This is a genomic window from Providencia sp. PROV150 (genome assembly GCF_028481025.1).
Taxonomy (GTDB): Bacteria; Pseudomonadota; Gammaproteobacteria; order Enterobacterales; family Enterobacteriaceae; genus Providencia; species Providencia hangzhouensis.
The window spans coordinates 171,876-192,772 of sequence record NZ_JAMPPJ010000004.1 but is presented as its reverse complement, the minus strand read 5'-3'; the positions used below and the strand labels follow the sequence as shown (position 1 = coordinate 192,772).

At 37.8% G+C, this 20,897-nt stretch carries 18 protein-coding genes; 7 read left to right on the top strand and 11 right to left on the bottom strand.

Annotated features, from left to right (window positions below):
- The first annotated feature begins 154 nt into the window (after positions 1-154).
- A complete protein-coding gene (locus tag PSE83_RS04890; RefSeq protein ID WP_164455600.1) occupies positions 155-2,302 on the top strand; it encodes a two-partner secretion domain-containing protein in 2,148 nt (715 codons plus the stop codon).
- 534 nt (positions 2,303-2,836) lie between these two features.
- Positions 2,837-4,519 (top strand): ShlB/FhaC/HecB family hemolysin secretion/activation protein, encoded by a 1,683-nt coding sequence (locus PSE83_RS04885; RefSeq protein WP_004254154.1) that lies wholly within the window; start codon positions 2,837-2,839, stop codon positions 4,517-4,519.
- 341 nt (positions 4,520-4,860) lie between these two features.
- Here PSE83_RS04885 and ompW read toward each other — a convergent pair whose 3' ends face one another.
- Complete coding sequence (gene ompW / locus PSE83_RS04880; protein WP_036957697.1) at positions 4,861-5,499, bottom strand: outer membrane protein OmpW; 639 nt, start codon at positions 5,497-5,499, stop codon at positions 4,861-4,863.
- A gap of 404 nt (positions 5,500-5,903) precedes the next feature.
- Here ompW and PSE83_RS04875 point away from each other — a divergent pair, with 404 nt between their 5' ends.
- Positions 5,904-6,656, top strand: a complete 753-nt coding sequence (locus PSE83_RS04875; RefSeq protein WP_096863786.1) for a YciC family protein — start codon at positions 5,904-5,906, stop codon at positions 6,654-6,656.
- 49 nt (positions 6,657-6,705) lie between these two features.
- Here the strand turns inward: PSE83_RS04875 and PSE83_RS04870 are convergent, their stop codons facing one another.
- Entirely contained in the window at positions 6,706-8,508 is a 1,803-nt protein-coding gene (locus PSE83_RS04870; protein WP_272660683.1) for a SulP family inorganic anion transporter, read from the bottom strand.
- Positions 8,509-8,733: 225 nt separating this feature from the next.
- On the opposite strand from PSE83_RS04870, the gene PSE83_RS04865 reads away from it, so the two are divergent.
- A complete protein-coding gene (locus tag PSE83_RS04865) occupies positions 8,734-9,291 on the top strand; it encodes a septation protein A (protein WP_004254142.1) in 558 nt (185 codons plus the stop codon).
- Between the two features lie 59 nt (positions 9,292-9,350).
- On the opposite strand, the gene PSE83_RS04860 is transcribed toward PSE83_RS04865, so the two are convergent.
- Positions 9,351-9,548, bottom strand: a complete 198-nt coding sequence (locus tag PSE83_RS04860) for a YqaE/Pmp3 family membrane protein (protein WP_004254139.1) — start codon at positions 9,546-9,548, stop codon at positions 9,351-9,353.
- Between the two features lie 290 nt (positions 9,549-9,838).
- Here PSE83_RS04860 and yciA point away from each other — a divergent pair, with 290 nt between their 5' ends.
- Positions 9,839-10,273 (top strand): acyl-CoA thioester hydrolase YciA, encoded by a 435-nt coding sequence (gene yciA, locus PSE83_RS04855; RefSeq protein ID WP_004254136.1) that lies wholly within the window; start codon positions 9,839-9,841, stop codon positions 10,271-10,273.
- An 82-nt stretch (positions 10,274-10,355) separates the two neighbouring features.
- On the opposite strand, the gene PSE83_RS04850 is transcribed toward yciA, so the two are convergent.
- Together PSE83_RS04850 and PSE83_RS04845 are read right to left on the bottom strand one after the other, a co-directional pair.
- The gene (locus PSE83_RS04850; protein WP_036957695.1) at positions 10,356-11,075 is read right to left on the bottom strand and encodes a TonB family protein; all 720 of its coding nucleotides are present in this window, start codon (positions 11,073-11,075) and stop codon (positions 10,356-10,358) included.
- Positions 11,076-11,202: 127 nt separating this feature from the next.
- Positions 11,203-11,376, bottom strand: a complete 174-nt coding sequence (locus tag PSE83_RS04845; protein ID WP_004254127.1) for a YciY family protein — start codon at positions 11,374-11,376, stop codon at positions 11,203-11,205.
- Positions 11,377-11,663: 287 nt separating this feature from the next.
- On the opposite strand from PSE83_RS04845, the gene cls reads away from it, so the two are divergent.
- Together cls and PSE83_RS04835 are read left to right on the top strand one after the other, a co-directional pair.
- A complete protein-coding gene (cls, locus tag PSE83_RS04840) occupies positions 11,664-13,124 on the top strand; it encodes a cardiolipin synthase (protein ID WP_094960524.1) in 1,461 nt (486 codons plus the stop codon).
- 22 nt (positions 13,125-13,146) lie between these two features.
- Positions 13,147-13,479, top strand: coding sequence for an HI1450 family dsDNA-mimic protein (locus PSE83_RS04835; protein ID WP_004254123.1), 333 nt, complete (start codon positions 13,147-13,149; stop codon positions 13,477-13,479).
- Between the two features lie 101 nt (positions 13,480-13,580).
- On the opposite strand, the gene oppF is transcribed toward PSE83_RS04835, so the two are convergent.
- The 6 genes from oppF to PSE83_RS04805 all read right to left on the bottom strand — a co-directional run bounded on the left by oppF (position 13,581) and on the right by PSE83_RS04805 (position 20,841).
- Entirely contained in the window at positions 13,581-14,582 is a 1,002-nt protein-coding gene (oppF, locus tag PSE83_RS04830) for a murein tripeptide/oligopeptide ABC transporter ATP binding protein OppF (protein WP_004254119.1), read from the bottom strand.
- Entirely contained in the window at positions 14,579-15,568 is a 990-nt protein-coding gene (locus PSE83_RS04825; RefSeq protein ID WP_036957694.1) for an ABC transporter ATP-binding protein, read from the bottom strand. Before PSE83_RS04825 ends, oppF begins: the two co-directional genes overlap by 4 nt.
- 10 nt (positions 15,569-15,578) lie before the next feature.
- Positions 15,579-16,487, bottom strand: a complete 909-nt coding sequence (gene oppC / locus PSE83_RS04820; protein ID WP_004254117.1) for an oligopeptide ABC transporter permease OppC — start codon at positions 16,485-16,487, stop codon at positions 15,579-15,581.
- Between the two features lie 14 nt (positions 16,488-16,501).
- Positions 16,502-17,422: an oligopeptide ABC transporter permease OppB gene (gene oppB, locus PSE83_RS04815; protein ID WP_094960523.1), complete on the bottom strand. Its 921-nt coding sequence runs from the start codon at positions 17,420-17,422 to the stop codon at positions 16,502-16,504.
- A 71-nt stretch (positions 17,423-17,493) separates the two neighbouring features.
- Positions 17,494-19,134 carry an oligopeptide ABC transporter substrate-binding protein OppA gene (gene oppA, locus PSE83_RS04810; protein WP_036957693.1) on the bottom strand — a complete coding sequence of 547 codons (1,641 nt, stop codon included), beginning with the start codon at positions 19,132-19,134 and terminating at the stop codon, positions 17,494-17,496.
- Positions 19,135-19,227: 93 nt separating this feature from the next.
- Entirely contained in the window at positions 19,228-20,841 is a 1,614-nt protein-coding gene (locus PSE83_RS04805) for an ABC transporter substrate-binding protein (protein ID WP_197932659.1), read from the bottom strand.
- Positions 20,842-20,897: the final 56 nt, after the last annotated feature.

Genomic DNA, 20,897 nt, shown 5'->3' with positions numbered 1-20,897 from the left:
AAATATAATTATTTTAAGCTATTTGCACCCGTATGATTCAACTTAAGTACAATTAAATTTTAATAAAAACAAATATCACGGATAATCTTCATGCTTTAATGGAATTTTATTTAGCTATTTTTAATTTTATCTATAGTCTATTTTAGGGATATTTATGAAACAGCCTACCACTCATCCTATGATGAAAATCAAACCACTCTTTTTAAGTGTATCTGTTATTTTAGGGTCAATATCTGTTGCTCACGGCGCCGTTGTTAATACAAATGGTGCTGGTGTAATAAATCAAAGTAATGGCCCGACTATCGTTCATATTAAAGGAGCTAGTGACAAAGGTGTCTCACATAACATTTATAGCCAATTTGATGTTGACCAAAAAGGGGTTATTTTAAATAATAGCGCAACAAATACGAATACCAGTTTAGGCGGACAAATCAATGGAAACCTAAATTTAAATAATGGTAATGGCCCTGCAAAAGTCATTTTGAATGAAGTTAATTCATATAAGGCAAGTACCCTAGGCGGAATGATTGAAGTTGCAGGTGATAAAGCACAAGTTATCGTTGCTAACGCATCTGGTATCACATGTAATAATTGTGGTTTTATCAACACAGACCGAGTAACTCTAACAACGGGTAAACCAATTGTTGCTGGCGGTGAAGTTCTTGGCTATAACGTTGAAAAAGGCCAAATTATTATTAATAGCCGCTTAAAATCAGACTCCCCGACGGATATCATCGCTCGTTCTGCGGTGATCCAAGGTGATATCCACGCTAAAGAAATTAATGTCGTCGCAGGTAATAACTTTGTCGATGCCAAAGGTAATTTCGTGACTAAAGTTCAAGGCGTTGGAAATGCAACTCGAATTGGTGTCGATGTAGCCGCCATGGGTGGTATGTATGCTGACAAAATTACCTTAATTTCAACTGAAAGTGGAACTGGTGTTTCCAATAACGGAAACCTAGCTGCCGGAATCGGTGGAGTTAATATTGATTCAACTGGCTTAGTGTATAACCAACGCGGAAAAGTAAATGCCAATGGCAACATCAATATAAAAGCCAATGGTTTATATAATAATTCTACTATTATAGCTAATGGCGATGTTGATATTGATTCTCAAAGATTAGTTCTAAGTAATGTGAATGGACAGATTAAGTCTAATGGCGGTAATCTCAAACTCGCTTCAGCTTCGAGTATTGATAACCGAAATGGTATTGTCCATGCTCAAAAAGACATGAATATCTCAACTGCAAATGTTGTTAATACTAATGGTTCAATCAAAACTAATAGTGGCGATATTGCAATTCGTGCAACAGGGAAGATTGATAACAACTATACCTTACGTAGTAATGTTGTTAATGCAGACGAACGAGGAATTCGAGCAGGTGGTAATGGTAGTTTAACTATAGAAACAACCACCCTAGCAAACGATAACTCAACATTATTAGGTCGTGATATTACAATAAATGCTCGTAATACTGTCACTAATAATAATAACTCTCAAATTTCAGCAAAAAGAAGAATCGATATAGATACTATTACGTTACAAAATAGTAACTCATTGATTAAATCTAACAATGGCCCAATCAATATCACCTTGGGAAGTAACCTAGTAAATAATGGTTATTCTTCAATTGATAGTGGAAAAGCCTTAAATATTAATGCTCATGTTGTTAATAACCAAGGTTCACTAATTTCTGGTGCAGGTAAGTCCAAGTTTGATGTGTATTCCCTTAACAACCAATATGGTTTTATCAAAGGAAATAATATAGACATTAAAGCAACTTACTTAAACAACCTAAGAGGTTTAATTTCTGCTGATTCTAATGTCGTAGTTAATGCAACAACTGTAGATAACAGCTATGCTAGCGGTTTTAATGCTTATGCTAGCAAATACGGTGTTTCCGGCCAAACGGGTGGTATTTATACCAAAGATGGTTCTATTACTATCAAAGCAAATGGCATAAATAACAACTCTGGTGTGATTGTTTCAGATGCACAGGAAAAGGCTGGAAATAAAGGCGATATTAATATTACACTAAGAAATGACCTTGATAACCGTAGTGGAAAAATTCAAGGTGCTAATGATGTCAATTTAGATCTTAATAAGCTAGATAATACCAAATCAGGTTCAATTCATGCTGGCAAAGATTTAAACATTGATGCCTTTACTCGCGTAGATAATAACACTGGACGCTTAAGTTCAATGAACAAAACTACGATTACAAGTCCTATAATTTACAATAGCCCTACTGGACAAATCCTAGGTTCAATGATTGTTTTAAATACACCTTATTATTATTAATTAAGTCAAATAAGGAGGCTACTAGCCTCCTTATTTTATTACGCCAATACGGAGTGATATTAAAATAGTATACACCATTATTTTAATATCATTGACAAACCTTAAAGCTTTCTAATGTTTACTTATTTTTAAAGCAAGACAAAATAGTTTAACTCTAAGTAAAAAAACTTATTTAATCTAATTTAGTGTATTTACTAAACATTGATTTCATTAAGAATTAACCAAACCACCAAAGATTAAATTATATTAGTTATATTTTCAGTAGTAATCCCCAAAAGCATTTACACTAACTCAATCAATTTAATTAATTTTTATTTATTATAAATTTAACGCATAATTAAATTATGTAAAATAAGAAAATTAACAATAGGTTTGTTATAGGGATATACATGTACTCATTTCAAAACAAAGGACTGATGGAGATTAAACAAGAAAATTCTGATGTATTTAATTAATAAATAATTATATCGGCAATTTATTAGTCTTTATATCATAAAAATAACTTTAATCTTTATTAAAATTAATGTGGTGCACATGAATTTTCGATTTATTTTTCTATTATCAACTTTAACTTCTTTGCCTTTAGCTGCATCAGCTAATACCGCACAAATTATTGACCAACAAATTAATAACCAAGCTAGCCAAGATCGTTCTCGCCAACAACAGACTCAATTAGAAGCTAAAGATGCCTTAGGTAAAACTAGAGAGCGTTCAAATAATATTTTAGTTTTTGATGATGAGAAAGATTGTTTTCAAATGAAACAGGTTATCTTACTCTCTGAGCCTAAACTCCCTTCTATGCGACCTCTAGAAGCTTATGCAAACCAAGTTGTTGGTGTATGCATTGGTATTAATGGCGTTGAAACTTTAGCAAAGGGCTTACAAGATAAAATAATTAAATCAGGCTATGTCACAACACGAGTTAATATTCCAGAACAAAACATCAGTGAGGGTATTTTAACGCTCCAGATTATTCCAGGTAAAGTTGCGAATGTAAAACTTGCAGAAGGTAGCGACACCTATATTACATTAGGTGCGATTATGCCTGCTAAAGAAGGGGATATTCTGAATATTCGTGACATCGAACAAGGCTTAGAGAACCTTGAGCGGATACCGGGTGCTAAAGTGAATATAGAGCTAGCACCGGGTAAAGAGTTTTCCACATCTGATATTTCCATACAAAGAGAAAAATCATCTCACTTTAACGTAGGTGGATATTACAATAACTCAGGAAGCCGCCAAACGGGTAAAGATCAAGTCGGAGTGACTTTGTATGCTAACAATTTAACGAGTTTAAACGACACAATATATGTTTCAGCAGGAAAAAATTTAAAAAACCAAGCCCGCTACAGCACCAGTAATACTGCAATTTATTATGCCGTACCTTACAACTACTGGCTTTTTTCATTGTATGCAAGCAAAAGCGACTATAAACAAACTATTAATGACTCCGTATTTAGCTATAAGTATTATGGTGATAGTAAATATTATAATGCTACGGCGAGTAATGTTTTCTTGCGTGGGCAAACGTTCAAAGACACTGCATCAATTCAATTAATTAAAAGAAAATCAAAATATAAATTAGAGGATGTCGCCCTACTTTCCCAACAACGTGACCTTACCAGCCTTAAGCTCGGTGTTAGCCACCGTCAAAACATCAATAATTCAACTATCGATGCTTCAATATATTATCAACGTAATGTACCTTGGTTTGGTGCCGAAGAAAGCTGGGATATGAAATATGGCGATGTCAGCAAAATGAGCCGTGTTTATACTGCCGATATTTCAGGAATGTTCCCCTTCGCCTTTGATAATTTTATTATGAGTTATAATCCACAACTGTTTATACAATACTCACGAGACCGCTTAACCATTCAAGATCAATTTTCGTTAGGTAACCGTTGGACGGTTCGTGGTTTTGACGAAGAATTTTCCCTAATAGGTGATAAAGGTTTTTACTTACGCAATGAGTTTAACTTTTATATTCCTGGCTTCTCCATCTATCCATACTATGCTCTTGACTATGGACGTGTATTCGGCGGTGTTTATCCGTTAGGTCTCTATTCTGATGACCAATTATTAGGAATGGCTATAGGCATGAGAGGTAATGTTAATATATTTAGTTATGACTTATTCTTAGGTGCCCCACTTTATAAGCCAGACGAATATGAAACCAGTAGCGTCAATGCTGGGTTAAACGTGCAATGGTTTTGGTAATTTAATATTGTAAATTTGAATAATATCTTAAAGCTGAATACGCCCCTGTATTCGGCTTTTTTATTTCAAGGTAATTAGTCTCAATATTTTTATTTTTTTATTAATTACCCTAAATAAAGATAATGAATAAGTACCTTTACTTTATTATCACCCTATAACACTAATTAATATATTATAAATATCATTATCATAATTTGTTTTTTTATGATGACCATTTGTTAAATATATGTTCAAGCTTAATGGTAATTGAAAAATCCGAGAATACGAATATTCTCGGATTTCCTACTTCTCTCTAGTCCTTCAGAATTCAGGTATTACCTGTATTGCATCCTATCAAATTCTTAGAAACGGTAACCCGCACCGAACATAAATACAAATGGGTCTAAACGAGTATCGATTTTTTGGTTACCTAGTGTTTCATGCTTAAATTTCACATCTGTTTCAATATTCATCCACCAAACAGAGGCATTTAACATCCAGTTATCAGTCAGCATGTAGTCCATACCTGCTTGCGCCGCAAAGCCCCAAGAGCTTGATAAATCTAGATCAGATAAGCCTGCAGTTTTTCCGGTAGAGTTAAATTTCTCATCAAAGAAGAAGGTGTAGTTAACACCGGCACCTAAATAAGGGCGTAATTTATCTTCTTTACTACCAAAATAATATTGCGCCATTAAAGTTGGTGGTAAATGTTTAACAGTTGCAATTGTACCTAAAGGCCCTACACCAACTTTATGTTCAAACGGAGTTGCTGCTAATAATTCCACACCGATATTATCAGTGATCATATACCCAAAAGTTAAACCTAATTGAGTATTGTTATTAACATCAAATGAACCTAAACCTAATACATTTTCAGAACCCGCATTTGGACGTACCGTTGCAGTACCTGTACGGAAAATAAAGTCGCCAGCTTCATGAGCAATAGAAACTGCTGGAGCTAAAGTTGCAGCAGCTAATACAAGCGCAGTGAGTTTTTTCATTATCAATCCCATTCCTATGTTTTTATTTTAGGAAAATATACCGTATTATTTAAATTGATGTTCAAATCAAGATCACATCTTTTACTAATTTATAGGTAAACCAATAAATATAGATTTATTATTTCATTTATTGTTTTTTTATTTTTGATTTAAATCAATTTTTATAAAGTAACTAACAAAATAAAAATTTGATTTCTAAATATAGATATTTATTTCAAAATTTAAACATGCATAAAAAATACAATTTATATAAATTCATTTCTTGGGTTAATTACATTCGATCATCATGAGCAATATATTTTTCTTAACCTCCCGAATTTTCTTATCTTTCTCTACCTCTAGGCGTGATACTCGGTTACAATTAGATTAAAATTTTGATCCCGTTTGTAGATAGGAGCAGTGTCATGTCCATTTCGGCCAACTCACTCATCAGTGATAGTATCAATTTCTTTAAAAACCAATTGAGTGGCCTCCTCACCATTGTGCTCTTAGCCACCGTGGTAAGCCTTGTCATCTATGCGATGATGATCCCTAGTGAACAGATGATAGGTGTTCTTGCTCAAGCACAAAGTAAAATGATTGAATCTGGTAATTCGGGGTTACAAGACTGGATTCTAAATCTATCTGAAGAAGATAAAAGTAGTATTTTGCGTGTTTCTTTTGGATTGATTCTCTCCGTCACTCTTGGCAGTTTGTTCCTTATTTGTGGCACATTATCCTATATCTCAGGGATGTCTCGTGGCGAAGATATGACAGGACTTCAAGCGATAACATCATCACTGAACAAAGCGCCTTCTATGTTTCTTCTGTTGGTCGTTTGCTCGCTGCTTATCCAATTAGGCATCACAATTATGGTTCTACCTGGTATCGTGCTAGCCATTGGTTTTTCCTTAGCGCCAGCAATTTTAATGACAGAAAATACCAACCCATTTAGTGCGATGGGAAAAAGCTGGAAATTGGCTTATGCAAATTGGCGTGTCGCTTTACCGATGATTTTAATTTGGATGGCCGTTCAAATGCTTATCAGTGTTCTATTGGGTAACCTTAATATGAATCATATTGCGATTAATGGTATCTCCTTTTTACTCAATAATGTTGTAGCCGCATTTGCTTTAATTTACTTTTATCGTTTATATATGCTAATCACAAAAAATTGATCTCGCTGATAAAAAGGTATCATTTGATACCTTTTTATTTACGTTATTTTTAAACTTTATCTGAGTTAATATTCGTTGGTCTAATTCGATTTTCGCAATCATATTCTAATGAGCCTGGGTCCTTCCCGCTCTCTTGTGTCTTTCTTTCTTCCACACATTTCATTTGAATTTGCTGCTTACTTTGAATTAAACGGATCGCAAAATAAATATCCGGTACCACTAATAAATCATCATCTGAACGGTTGATTTTATTTTGTTCTAACCAACGATTAAGAGAAGTTCTACGCCCAGCTAATACCAAAGTCACCCCTTTCGCCTTCAAAGATGTCACAATATCATTCAATGTGGAAAATACGCTCACATCATTATGCGTAAAGCTGACAGCAGCATCAACAATCACCCAAGCGGGTCTTTTACGTTGATTATCTAAATGTTTATTTAGCCGCTCTTTAAAGTAATTCACATTAAAATAGGTAAGCGGAGAATTGAAACGATAAATTAGGACACCATCAACTTCTTGAATATCATTTTCTGATGTCATCGAGTGCAACATACCATGCTCATCAACGCCTAATAGTTGATCTGTTGGCCTAAATATAATTCGGATAAACTGTAATAAACCTAATAAAACGGCTAAGCCTACACCACTAATCAAACCAACTACCAACACTGCGCATAAAGTAAAAACACACAAGAAAAAAGCTTCTCTATTGCGTTTACGCATTGATAAAATACTGCGGAAACTAAGCAAAGAATAAGTTGAAATAATTAAAACCATCCCTAAAGCAGGCATGGGGATATATTCCAATAAATTCATAGAAAAAAGTAAAACAGCTAAGATGGTCAGCGCGGCAACGAGGGAAACCAACTGTGTTTTCCCTCCCATCATATCATTAACTGCTGTACGGCTGCTCGCAGCGCTCACTGCAAAACCTTGACCAAAAGCAGAAGCAATATTTGCCATCCCTAACGCTCTTAATTCTTGGTCTGCATCCACGGTATAGCCATTTTTGCTTGCAAAACTTCGCGCTGTCATCATAAAGCTTACAAAGCTAATCACTGCTAAGTTTAATGATGGAATGACAAGATCTCTGAGTAACCCTGGTGGAAAATCTGGCATAGGTATATAAGGAAGTCCTTCACCTAAATCCCCAACCGTGCTAATGCCATATTGCTCAAGATTAAATAGAATACTGGCTGCTGTAGCCAAAACCATTGCAATTAATAGGGACGGCCACTTACTCCTTACTCGCTTAATCACTAAGGTGATTACCAATGTTGCAATAGCCACTAATAATGTCGGAATATGTGTTTCCATTAGCGCTAATGGAAACGCTATTAAGCGTTCAATAAACCCTGAAGGTAAAGTCGTAATACCAAATATTTTACTGATTTGGCTGACTATAATCGTAAGAGCTACCCCATTTAGTAAACCTTGCAATATCGGCCTCGATAAAAAATCAGCAAAGGTACCTAAACGAAACCTTGCTGCAATCAAACACCAAACCCCAGTCATAAAACTCATGACAATAATCAGTTGCCAACGAACGGTTTCATCCCCCATTGCGAGTGGTGCGACTGCGGCTGCAATTACAGCACATGTTGCGGCATCAGGCCCGATAATCAATTGTTTCGACGTCCCAAATAACGCATAGAAAAACATCGGTAAAATACATGAGTATAATCCGACAATGGCATTCACCCCCATTAATTCGGCATAGGCAATAGCCACTGGCAAAGCAACTGCAGCGACAGACAAACCCGCTTTAATATCAGGACCTAAGTCTGTACGTTGATAGTTAAATAGCGTTTTTAAACCTGGCATCCAGACAAATAGCTTTGCCTTTATCATGGGAGAAAAGTACCTATAAATTAGCAAGTTAAATTATTTTATGTATTACTTATATCCGAACTAATAAAGTTTATCTAGAAGTAAGTCAAATAATCGTAAAATAGTGCAAATATGATTGGTAACAAAACATGTTTATTGGTAAAAAGGTGCAAACTTTTAACAATTAAAGCCAAAATCGGTTAAACTACTCCATTATCTTTACGTTGAGGCGCTGTATTCACTGTTATGAAACAACTTATTGATTTTATTCCTTTGGTAATCTTTTTTATAGTCTATAAAAGATACGATATTTTCTATGCGAGTGGCGCGTTAATGGTTACCACTCCTTTAGCGTTATTAGCAACCTACCTTATTTATAAAAAAGTTGAGAAAGTTGCAAAAATCACCTGTGCAATTGTGATGAGTTTTGCTGCGTTAACCCTTATTTTCCACAGTGATGCATTTATTAAATGGAAAGTCACTATCATCTATGCTGCGTTTGCTGGCGCATTACTCTTTAGCCAATGGTTTACTGAAAAGCCCCTAATTCAGCGCATGTTAGGCAGTAATCAAGAAATAAAATTAGCAGATAGTTATTGGAACAAACTCAATAGTGCATGGGCAATATTCTTTATTTTCTGCGCATTACTGAACATTTATGTTGCTTTCTGGATGGCGCAAGATATTTGGGTAAATTTCAAAGTCTTTGGTCTGACAGCGGGAACATTAATATTTACAGTACTGAGTGTGGTCTATATTTTTAAAAATATGGTTAAAGAGCCTGCAGAAAAACACGAAGAATAATTAAAAATTAGAGTTAAAAACCTGCTAATTGTCTATCGATTAGCAGGTTTTTTTTCTTATTAATAGCGCTTGTCACCAAATGCTTTTTCAATTTTTTTATCTGTATTGTACTGTGATAATGCGTATACCGACCATATGGCAGCGGGTAGCCAACCAATTAACGTGATCTGTAGAATTAAGCAAATGACCCCAGCAAAGGGGCGCCCTATCGTAAAAAATTGCAACCAAGGTAATAATATTGCCAGTAACAATCTCATTTCATACCTCTAAATTAATCAATAAAATTTATATTATTGAGTATAGCCAATTCAATCAATTGACTAAATATAAAAAACACTTCTTGCTTTTTCTTTGCAAAAATTGATCTTTTTACCAAGAATTAGACACCGTTTATTAATAATGGGTACCATATTTGTCTTATTTTTGCAGCAATTCAATCAAATAGCTATTATCAATCAATAACTGTATGGTTCAGGTTTACTATTGCATATGTAATTTGTTATAAATGCAAAATCAAAAGTAATAACCCTTTTAATAAGAGTCAGATATGCAATTGCCGAACGGTGAGTTGGTTTTACGTACATTAGCCATGCCCGCAGATACTAATGCGAATGGTGATATTTTTGGTGGCTGGTTAATGTCACAAATGGACATTGGTGGGGCTATCTTAGCAAAAGAAATAGCGCTCGGACGAGTTGTTACTGTGGCAGTTAATGGCATTAAGTTTCAAAAGCCCGTTGCAGTTGGTGATGTTGTTTGCTGCTATGCACGTTGCTTAAAAACAGGAAAAAGCTCAATTACCATTAATATTGAAGTTTGGGTAAAAAAAGTCGCAACGGAGCCTGTTGGGCAACGTTACCGTGCTACTGATGCGGTATTTACTTATGTCGCAGTTAATGATGATAGTACCTCACGTTCATTACCCAAAGAAAAACAACATTTTCAGTTAGCGAGTTCAGATCAAAAAACTAACGAAGCATAAGTTTTTTGCTCCACTCATTATGTAAAAACTAAAAAGCACCATCATTACTATGGTGCTTTTTTATACAACCTAATGTTAACCATTAGACTTGGCTAACAGTGCCATCTAATTTGAAATAAATTTCAGTCACGTAGCCTTTTGCAGGTTGCTTTTCAAAAGTCCAACGGTTCATTGCACGTTTAACATCCCGCTCGAATAAACCTTTAGGTGAGGCTTCGACAAATTCAATATTTGTCACTCGTCCACCATCATCAATATCATAACGAACTTTCACATATCCTTCTTTACCTAAGCGACGCGCGCGTTCAGGATAGGAAGGAGCTTGTTTATGCAGAGCCCTCGGGCCGCCTTTCTTAGTCGATTGACTATTACTTGCCCCTGTATTGTTTGCAGTTTTAATTGGACTGTTATTCGTTTTCGGCGCAGTAACGTCTGATTTAAGATTATTCATCGCCAATTGCTTTTCAACTGGCTTAACATCTTCTTTAATTTTTTTCTTTTCTTCCTGTTTTGGCTTAGGCTTTTTCTTTACCTCAGGTTTCTTCTTAGGTAATGCAATAACAGGTTCAACTACCGGTTCGGGTTCAGGTTCTATAACGGGCTCTGGTTCTGGCTCTACCGGTGTTTCAACCTGCTCAACGGGCTCAGAAGCAGGTTCAGGGGCAGCAAAAGCAATCATAGAAATCGTCAATGGTTCAGGGTCTCTGACCAAGTTAGGTTGATTAAAAATCCATGCCATTGCAAGACCCGCATGAATAGATAATGAAACGACGATAATTAAAGTCCAACGCATCCAACGCATATGCAATTTCTACCCTACACCTGTCTACCAAAAAAGAATATGACTGATAGTTTAAATGCAAATAGCAATCATATTCAATAAGGTTTGTCATACAAAGTGAAAAATGTGAGTGTACGCTGTAATAACCTTACTCAATCCATTGGGTAAAAAGCAGGGAATGCCGACGATGGTAAATGTCAATTTTACGCATTGCATAGATGCGCATGTTTCGCCTTGAATGCCCTTCTAGCCAGCGTCTACGGCGACGTAGGGATTGTCTTAACATACGCCAACGCCCTACTTCATGCCTACTACGTCTCATTTAATTGTGTCCTTTTATCGTCTAAAAATTATTAGAAAAAAATATTATATTCCTTTGAAAAAAAGAACCAAGAGGAACTTTTTATGTCATTTCGGTGCACTGCTTTTAATTTCATGATGATAAAATCAATTAACAAAACTATTTTTCCTAACAAATTACTCTATTTCACGAAGCTTTTACTGCAGAATTTTGCTAAATTCTATTAAGTTGATATTTTACTAACAGTTTTTTTAGCTAAACTATCTTTTTTTGAACCTTTTTCTTATCAGTGAGGCATCTGACCCGTTATGGCAACCGTCTATACACTTATGAGTTGGCTTCTGTTCTTCCTATATTGGCTAATTATTGCAGCAATTACAGTCCGCATTTTAGTCAAAAGAAGGCCGGTCACCTCAGCCATGACATGGCTCCTGATCATTTATATTCTGCCATTAGTCGGGATTATTGCCTATGTCGCCTTCGGTGAACTTCACCTCGGTAAACGTCGAGTCGATAAAGCTCATGATATGTGGCCTTCCGTCGCGACATGGTTAGAAAACTTACGAACTTCAAAACATATCTTCGCCACTGATAATAGCCCCGTCGCTGAACCATTATTTCAGTTAGTTGAAAAGCGCCAGGGTATTGCTGGTGTTAAAGGTAATAGAATTCAACTTTTAACTACCTGTGAAGACTCATTAAAAGCGATAGTCAACGACATCAACAATGCCCAGCACTCGATTGAAATGGTCTTCTATATTTGGCAACCGGGTGGTTTAGTCGACGGTGTTACCGAAGCCTTACTTAATGCCGCTAAACGCGGTGTTAAGTGCCGGATTATGGTGGACTCCGCGGGAAGTTGGCATTTTTTCCGTAGCGATTACCCCGAAAAAATGCGTGCTGCAGGTATTGAGTTTGTAGAATCATTAAAAGTTAATTTGATGCGTTTCTTCTTGCGTCGAATGGATTTACGTCAACATCGTAAAATAGTGGTTATCGATAACTATATTTCATATACAGGCAGTATGAATATGGTTGACCCTCGTTATTTTAAACAAGATTCAGGGGTTGGTGAATGGGTTGACATTTTAGTACGTATGGAAGGCCCTGTGAGTACCACATTAGGTATCGTGTATGCTTTTGACTGGGAAATGGAAACCGGCCAACGCGTACTCCCACCACCGCCTGACAGTAATATTATGCCTTTTGAACAAGCGAATGGGCATACAACACAAATTATCGCCTCAGGACCGGGCTTCCCTGATGAGTTGATTCAACAGTCACTGATGACCGCGATGTTCTCTGCGCGCAAACAACTGATCATGACCACCCCTTATTTTGTGCCTAGTGATGACCTTTTGCATGCAATTTGTACAGCAGCAATGCGAGGTGTCGACGTCAGTATTATTATGCCAAGGCAGAATGACTCATTCCTTGTTCGCTGGGCAAGCCGCTCATTTTACAGTGAATTATTAGCTGCTGGTGTTAAGATTTATCAATTTGAAGATGGTTTATTACACACGAAGAGTGTTTTGGTTGATGGCGAGCTTAGCCTTGTTGGTTCAGTAAATCTTGATATGCGCAGTTTATGGCTCAATTTTGAAATAACAGTGGTCATTGATGATAAAAGTTTTGGTAGCGATCTCACGCTAGTTCAGTATGATTATATTGCGCGTTCAACTCGTTTAGAAATTGAAGAATGGGAACAACGTCCGTTCTGGAACCGTGTCGTTGAACGCATTTGCTACTTCTTTAGCCCATTGTTATAAATTAAGTTAATTAGGAAAGGTCATGACTGAAATACAAAATACACCTTTAATCGATGAAGATGACATCATTGAAATGGCTTATGACCTTTTTCTTGAAGGGGCAATGGATAATTTAGAGCCCGCTGACCAATTAATTTTTGCTTTGCAGTTTGAAGAGTTAGGTGCCGCAGAAATTGTTCCTGTTACCCTTAATTGGCAAGAGATGATTACTGAAGAGCTTAATTTAAACCAATTAAGTGAAGTGGTTATTGGGTTAGCTCAAAGCCCTGACGCCGAATTAGACGATATTTTTGCTCGCGTATTAATTAGCCGCCACCCTTCTAAACCGTTTCACCATATTTTTTGGAAGAAATAGTTGATTAAAAGGGACATTTCGTCCCTTTTTCGTCCCTTTTGGATTAATTAAAGTAGAAGCCCCCTAGACACCATTCCCTTTCGCCCATCATGAGAAAACAATCACAATGGGTCAATTTTCAAACAAGACACCGCATGTTTGAAACTCCCTTCTAATAATGGCCTTGTTTTTGCACACTCTTCATCCGCTAATGGGCAACGGGTTCTAAATACGCAACCTGAAGGTGGGTTAATGGGTGATGGCAATTCACCCTCTAAAAGTTCTATTACCTTATTTTTTTCTTTATCGGGATCAGGAACGGGCACTGCTGACATCAATGCGCGTGTATAAGGATGTAAGGGATTATTGTATACCTCATCATAGGTACCAAGCTCTACGGCATGCCCCAAGTACATCACTAAGACACGGTCAGAAATATGCTTAACAACCGCCAAATCGTGCGCGATAAAGATTAGCGATAATTTCATTTCACGTTGTAATTCTTGCAATAAATTAACAACTTGTGCTTGAATTGACACGTCTAATGCAGAAACTGGCTCATCGCAAATCACGAGTTTAGGTTCTAAAATCAATGCTCTTGCGATACCAATACGCTGGCATTGCCCTCCCGAAAACTCATGGGGGTAGCGGTTAATCAAATTTGGTAATAAGCCAACCCGCATCATCATTTTTTTCACTTTTTCTGTGATTTGTGATGGTGGCATTTTAGGATGATAGGTTTTTAATGGCTCAGCGATAATGTCACCGATGGTCATTCGCGGATTAAGCGAAGCCAGTGGATCTTGGAAAATCATTTGAATATCACTGCGAACACTGCGCCACTCTTTATCAGTTTTACCTAATAAATTCTGCCCCAGCCAACTTACTGTACCATCCGTTGCTTTAACTAACCCAATAAGTGCTCGAGCAAAAGTGGATTTACCGCACCCTGATTCCCCGACTACACCTAATGTTTCACCTTCATATAAACGAAGTGTTACGCCATCTACCGCTTTAAGACTTTTGTTTGGTTGCCAAAACCACTGTTTTTTATCTCGAATCTCAAAATGGACTTTAAGGTCATTCACTTCGAGTAAAACTGGCCTATTTTCATGGGTACTCATACCAATTCCTCCAGTGGCTTAAAGCAGGCACGTAACCGCGTTTGACCAAATGTGGTTAATGCAGGTTCTTGGTCAACACATTGCTGAACTGCATATTGGCAACGAGGTGAAAATGGGCAGCCTTTGGGTAAACGTAATAAATTAGGCGGATTGCCGGGAATGGTAGCTAAACTTTCGTCATCACCATCTAGGCGCGGAACAGCAGCTAACAAGCCAAGTGAATATGGATGAGATGGATGATAAAAGATATCCTTCGCAGTACCGTACTCCATCGTACGTCCTGCATACATCACTAGGACTTTATCGCATACCCCTGCGACGACCCCAAGGTCGTGGGTGATCAAAATAATTGCAGTATCAAACTCTTGTTTTAACTCATTGAGCAACGTCATGATTTGCGCTTGTACAGTCACATCAAGTGCTGTCGTGGGTTCGTCAGCAATTAACAGCTTTGGTTGGCATAACAGGGCCATTGCAATCATGACGCGTTGTCTCATTCCTCCTGAAAACTCATGTGGATACATATTCATACGCTTACGTGCTTCAGGCATTTTAACGGCATCTAACATACGAACTGATTCTTCGAAAGCTTCTCTTTTACTCATGCCTTTATGTAACATGAGAACTTCCGACAGCTGTGTACCAATTTTCAAATAAGGGTTCAATGATGTCATTGGGTCTTGAAAAATCATTGAAATCTCTTCCGCTCGCATACGGTTTAATTCTTTTTCTCTTAAATTCAAAATCTCACGGCCATTAAACATGGCAGAGCCATTAATTCTGCCATTTTTGGCGAGTAAGCCCATGAGTGCGAAAGCAGTTTGTGATTTTCCTGAGCCTGATTCACCAACTATGCCAAGCGTTTCCCCCGCACTTAATTCAAAGTTCAATTTGTTTACGGCGGTAACCTCACCATCTTGAGTTGCAAATGTCACACTGAGATCTTTCACGGATAACAGAGGGCTTTTCATTGAGTTATTTAACATATTATTCCCTCTAGCGATCTTTCGGGTCGAGCGCATCTCGTAGCCCGTCACCGATGAAGTTAAAACAAAATAGCGTAATGACTAAGAAACCGGCTGGTATCAGTAGCAACCATGGCGTCACTTCCATTGAGTTCGCCCCATCACTTAATAACGCTCCCCAGCTACTTAACGGCTCTTGTGTGCCTAAACCTAAAAAGCTTAAGAATGATTCAAACAAAATCATACTTGGAACTAATAATGACGCGTAAACGACTACTACACCTAAAACGTTAGGTACAATATGACGTAGAATAATCTGCCGCGTACTAACACCACAAACAAGCGCTGCCTCAATAAATTCCTTACGCTTTAATCCGAGTGTTTGTCCGCGAACAATACGCGCCATATCCAACCAAGACACCATTCCTATCGCCACAAATATCAGTAAAATATTGGTCCCAAACAACGTGACAAGGAGGATCACAAAAAACATAAATGGGAAGGAATTTAAAATTTCTAATATACGCATCATGATGGAATCCACTTTTCCACCCACATAACCCGCTAATGAACCGTATAAAGTGCCTACCACGACTGCGACTAAGGCTGCGGCAACGCCCACCATTAAGGAAATTCGCCCACCTATCGCGACACGCACTAATAGGTCTCGGCCTGAAGCATCCGTACCAAAATAATGCCCGGTTGCCATATCCGGTGGCATTGACATCATTTCCCAATCGGTGTCGTCGTACAAAAAAGGCGACATCATAGGAGCAAAAATCACAAATAGAGTAATTAACAACAATACGCATAAGCTAAATATTGCCGCACGGTTGTGCATAAAACGGCGCCTTGCATCTTGCCATAAACTGCGCCCTTCAATATCTAGCTGCTCTGAAAAGTTTGCCAGAGCTTCACTATTTTTTTGGTTCGATAGCATCGTGTTTCTCCGACTTAATAACGAATTTTAGGGTCAATAACTGCGTACAAAACATCGACAATCGCATTAAACGTAATTGTCAGTACCCCAACTAAAATTGTTAAACTCAATACCAGTGAGTAATCACGATTAAGTGCGCCGTTAACAAAGAGCTGACCGATCCCCGGTAACCCAAAAATAGTTTCAATTACCATCGAGCCAGTAATAATCCCCACAAAAGCGGGACCCATATAGGAAAGCACAGGAAGCAACGCTGGTTTAAGCGCATGGCGTAAAATGATAGTTCTTAGTGGTAACCCTTTAGCACGTGCAGTACGAATAAAATTAGAATGCATAATTTCGATCATCGAACCGCGTGTAATACGGGAAATACTTGCAATATAAGCAAGTGAAAGTGCAACCATTGGTAGCACCATGTGTTTTAGGTTTCCACCATCCCACCCACCACCAGGGAACCATTTCAAATGAATGGCAAAAATCAGCACCAATAAAGGTGCCACAACAAAGCTTGGGATAACAACCCCCGTCATGGCAAACCCCATGACTGTAAAGTCCCATTTGGTATTTTGGTTGAGTGCGGCTATCACCCCTGCAGAGACCCCAAATAGAACAGCAACAATGAATGCCGTTGCCCCTAATTTTGCAGAAACAGGAAATGCTTTAGCCACTAAATCATTAACACTGTAGTCCTTGTATTTAAATGATGGGCCAAAGTCACCTTTGGAAAGCTGAATTAAATAATTAAAATACTGCTTATACATGGGATCATTTAAATGATATTTAGCTTCAATATTTGCCATCACTTCCGGTGGCAATTTCCGTTCACCCGTAAACGGGCTCCCTGGGGCTAATCGCATCATAAAAAATGAAATGGTAATCAGAACCAAAAGAGTCGGAATGGCTTCTAACAACCGACGAATAATAAATTTCAACATCGCTCTTTCCTACTTCTATTGCCTAAATAGGCGAACATCTGGCTCCAATAAATGGAGCCAGAACAACTATATTAGTGTTTAATAATGTACAGATCTTTAGTATGCAGGTTATCTAATGGATCTTTGCCACTATACCCCCCCACATAAGGTTTCACTAAACGCGTATTAACATAGTAGTAAAGAGGAACAATACCTGAGTCTTTATCGAGTAATTTTTCGGCTTGTTGATAGAGTTCAGCACGTTCATCATCCGTTTTGACTTGCAATGTTTTTTTCATCACTGCATCAAAATCTGTATTTTTATAATGAACAGTATTATTACTGCTGTAGGAAAGTAACATATTGAGGAAAGATGAAGGTTCGTTATAATCCGCACACCAGCCTGCGCGGGCCACATCATAGTTACCTTGATGTCGGCTATCTAAGAATGTTTTCCATTCTTGATTTTCTAGTTTCACTTCTGCGCCAATATTTTTCTTCCACATAGAAGAAGCGGCGATGGCAATACGCTTATGTAAGTCTGAAGTATTATACAATAAATTGAATTTTAGAGGGTTGGCTTTGTTATATCCCGCCTCTTCTAGCAGCTGTTTCGCTTTTTCGTTACGCTGCTCTTGGGTCATATTCGCATACCAATCCGGTTTTTCTGTTTTCATTCCACTGGTAAATGGTGGAGTGAATCCATACGCAGGAATATCCCCTTGGGCTTTGACTTTATACGTAATCGTATCTCTATCCATAGATAGTTTTAATGCTTCACGAACACGAGGGTCATTAAATGGCGGTTTTTCATTATTAATTTCATAATAATAAATACATAGATATGGGTTCACACGTAACTCATTTGGCATGTTTTGTTGTAAACTTTTGAACTGCTCAATAGGTAAGTTACTGTATGTCATATCAATTTCGCCACTGCGGTAGCGGTTTACATCAGTGACTTCTGAAGAAATCGGTAAAAAAGTCACTTGGTCAATAATGGTATTCGCATTATCCCAATAGCTTGGGCTACGCTCTAATACAATACGTTCGTTTACCGTCCAATCCTTTAATTTATATGCTCCATTACCTACAAAGTTCTGTGGTTGCGTCCACTTAGCACCATGTTGCTCAATGACTTTTTTATTGACTGGCGACATGGATGAGTGAGCTAATAATTTAGGAATATAAGGAACGGCTTCACTCAGTGTAATAACTAAAGTTTTGTCATCAAGAGCTTTAATACCAAGTTCTTCAGGTTTTTTCTTCCCAGCGATAACATCGTCAATATTACTAATATGGGCATATTGTAAATAGCTTGCATAAGGCGATGCAGTATCAGGGTCAGCCAATCGTCGCCAACTATACACAAAATCTTCTGCCGTGACAGGGTCACCATTAGACCATTTCGCGCCATCGCGAATTTTAAATGTCCATTCTGTAAAATCTTTATTTTCCCAGCTTGTTGCCGAGCCAGGTAAAATTTCGCCATCAGGCCCCACTATTGTGATCCCTTCGAAAAGGTCTCTTGCTAAAGCAGATTCCGGTACCCCTTCTATTTTATGAGGGTCTAACGATTGCGGCTCAGAACCGTTGTTGCGAACCATCACTTGCTTTTCAGCCAGTTCAACGCCCGCAGGAACCGTTGCTGCAAAACTTGTTGCTATAGAGCCCATTGCCAGCCCAGCCGTTACACTAAGCGCAATAATCGATTTATTGATTAACTTACTCATCTTATCGGTTACTCCCATACATAATTATTATGATTGTGTGTTGATACATGTTCACCCAGTAGATGAACACTTTTTATAATTATTTAGATATTATTAATTAGGTTCACTTATATATAACCGTTTAATATCCGTATAATCAAGAGGGTCATTACCTTTAAATCCACGAACACTCGGTTTTATCATTCGAGCACTGACGCGATAATAAACAGGAACAATAGCCGAATCATTGTCTAGCAAGGCTTCCGCTTGCTGGTAAATTGTATGGCGAGATGAAGAGTCCGGTGCTGTTAGCGCTTGCTCAAGCAAGGCATCAAACGCTGGATTATTATAAAAAGTGGTATTATTACTATTTTGAGACAGCATCATGTTCAAAAATGCGGTTGGCTCGTTGTAATCGGCACACCACGTTGCTCTGGCAACATCATAATTTCCTTCATGGCGGCTTTGTAATGATGTTTTCCATTCTTGGTTTTGCAGCGTCACTTGCGCACCAATATTTTTCTGCCACATGGACGCCGCAACAATAGCTTGCTGCTTATTTTGATCTGATGTGTTGTACAGTAAAGCAAATTTCAATGGGTTTTCTTTAGTATATCCGGCCTCAGCAAGCAAATCTTTAGCACGTTGATAACGTTGTTCTGCTGATAAATTTGCCCATTCCGGTAAGGTAAAATTACCATTATTAATAAAACTTGGCGTAAAGCCATAAGCGACTTTTTGCCCTTGAGCGATAATTTTATTGGTTATTGTTTCTCTATCTAATCCTAACTTTATTGCTTCACGCACTCTTGGGTCATTAAACGGGGCTTTTTGATTATTTATCTCATAATAGAACGTGCACAAATAAGGCCGAACATACAATTCATTCGGCCTCTCTTGCTGCATTTTTTTATATAAAACAGGTGGGATTGCAGAGTTAGAAATATCAATTTCACCACTACGGTAACGGTTAATATCACTCACTTCGGAGCTAATCGCTAAAAAGGTCGCTTGCTCAATACGGCTATTTGGGTTATCCCAATAAAATGGATTTCGTTTGATAACAATACGTTCATTTACTACCCAGTTATCCAATACGTATGCCCCATTTCCAATAAAATTCTTGGGTTGGGTCCATTTATCACCATGTCGTTGAATTGCTGACTTATTCACGGGCTTCATAGACGTATGAGAAAGCATATCAACGAAATAAGGCACTGGGTGGCTCAACGTAACTTGTAAATGTTGCGGGTCAAGTGCTTTCACACCCAGCGCTGTTGCCGGCATTTTTCCCGCTAAAATCGCATCTGCATTTAAAATATACGCATTTTGTAAATAACTGGAGTATGGGGAGCCAGTATTTGGGTCAGATAAACGTTGCCAGCTATACACAAAATCTTCAGCGGTTACAGGTGTCCCATCACTCCACTTTGCATCTTCCCGCAAAGTAAAAGTCCACGTAGTGAAATTTTCATTACTCCAACTTTTAGCAACCCCAGGAACTGCTTTACCGTCTACATCGGTATACACTAAACCTTCTAATAAATTTAATATCACATTGCCTTCTGGAACCCCTTCCACTTTGTGGGGGTCTAGTGATGTCACTTCTGAGCCATTGTTAATTGTAATAACCTGTTTTACTTTTTCCGTGGCACTAGCCTGTAATGTAACAACTAATAAAGAAAGTACACCAAAACCAAGTGTTGATTTGAACATTCTATCCCTCATGATTCATCAATAGCGCTATAACCTCATTTGCAGCCATCTTTACGCTGATATTTAAG

Coding starts and splice junctions, on each gene's coding strand:
- PSE83_RS04890 (WP_164455600.1), top strand. CDS start 155: ATGAAACAGCCTACCACTCATCCTATGATGAAAATCAAACCACTCTTT.
- PSE83_RS04885 (WP_004254154.1), top strand. CDS start 2,837: ATGAATTTTCGATTTATTTTTCTATTATCAACTTTAACTTCTTTGCCT.
- ompW (WP_036957697.1), bottom strand. CDS start 5,499: ATGAAAAAACTCACTGCGCTTGTATTAGCTGCTGCAACTTTAGCTCCA.
- PSE83_RS04875 (WP_096863786.1), top strand. CDS start 5,904: ATGTCCATTTCGGCCAACTCACTCATCAGTGATAGTATCAATTTCTTT.
- PSE83_RS04870 (WP_272660683.1), bottom strand. CDS start 8,508: ATGATAAAGGCAAAGCTATTTGTCTGGATGCCAGGTTTAAAAACGCTA.
- PSE83_RS04865 (WP_004254142.1), top strand. CDS start 8,734: ATGAAACAACTTATTGATTTTATTCCTTTGGTAATCTTTTTTATAGTC.
- PSE83_RS04860 (WP_004254139.1), bottom strand. CDS start 9,548: ATGAGATTGTTACTGGCAATATTATTACCTTGGTTGCAATTTTTTACG.
- yciA (WP_004254136.1), top strand. CDS start 9,839: ATGCAATTGCCGAACGGTGAGTTGGTTTTACGTACATTAGCCATGCCC.
- PSE83_RS04850 (WP_036957695.1), bottom strand. CDS start 11,075: ATGCGTTGGATGCGTTGGACTTTAATTATCGTCGTTTCATTATCTATT.
- PSE83_RS04845 (WP_004254127.1), bottom strand. CDS start 11,376: ATGAGACGTAGTAGGCATGAAGTAGGGCGTTGGCGTATGTTAAGACAA.
- cls (WP_094960524.1), top strand. CDS start 11,664: ATGGCAACCGTCTATACACTTATGAGTTGGCTTCTGTTCTTCCTATAT.
- PSE83_RS04835 (WP_004254123.1), top strand. CDS start 13,147: ATGACTGAAATACAAAATACACCTTTAATCGATGAAGATGACATCATT.
- oppF (WP_004254119.1), bottom strand. CDS start 14,582: ATGAGTACCCATGAAAATAGGCCAGTTTTACTCGAAGTGAATGACCTT.
- PSE83_RS04825 (WP_036957694.1), bottom strand. CDS start 15,568: ATGTTAAATAACTCAATGAAAAGCCCTCTGTTATCCGTGAAAGATCTC.
- oppC (WP_004254117.1), bottom strand. CDS start 16,487: ATGCTATCGAACCAAAAAAATAGTGAAGCTCTGGCAAACTTTTCAGAG.
- oppB (WP_094960523.1), bottom strand. CDS start 17,422: ATGTTGAAATTTATTATTCGTCGGTTGTTAGAAGCCATTCCGACTCTT.
- oppA (WP_036957693.1), bottom strand. CDS start 19,134: ATGAGTAAGTTAATCAATAAATCGATTATTGCGCTTAGTGTAACGGCT.
- PSE83_RS04805 (WP_197932659.1), bottom strand. CDS start 20,841: ATGAGGGATAGAATGTTCAAATCAACACTTGGTTTTGGTGTACTTTCT.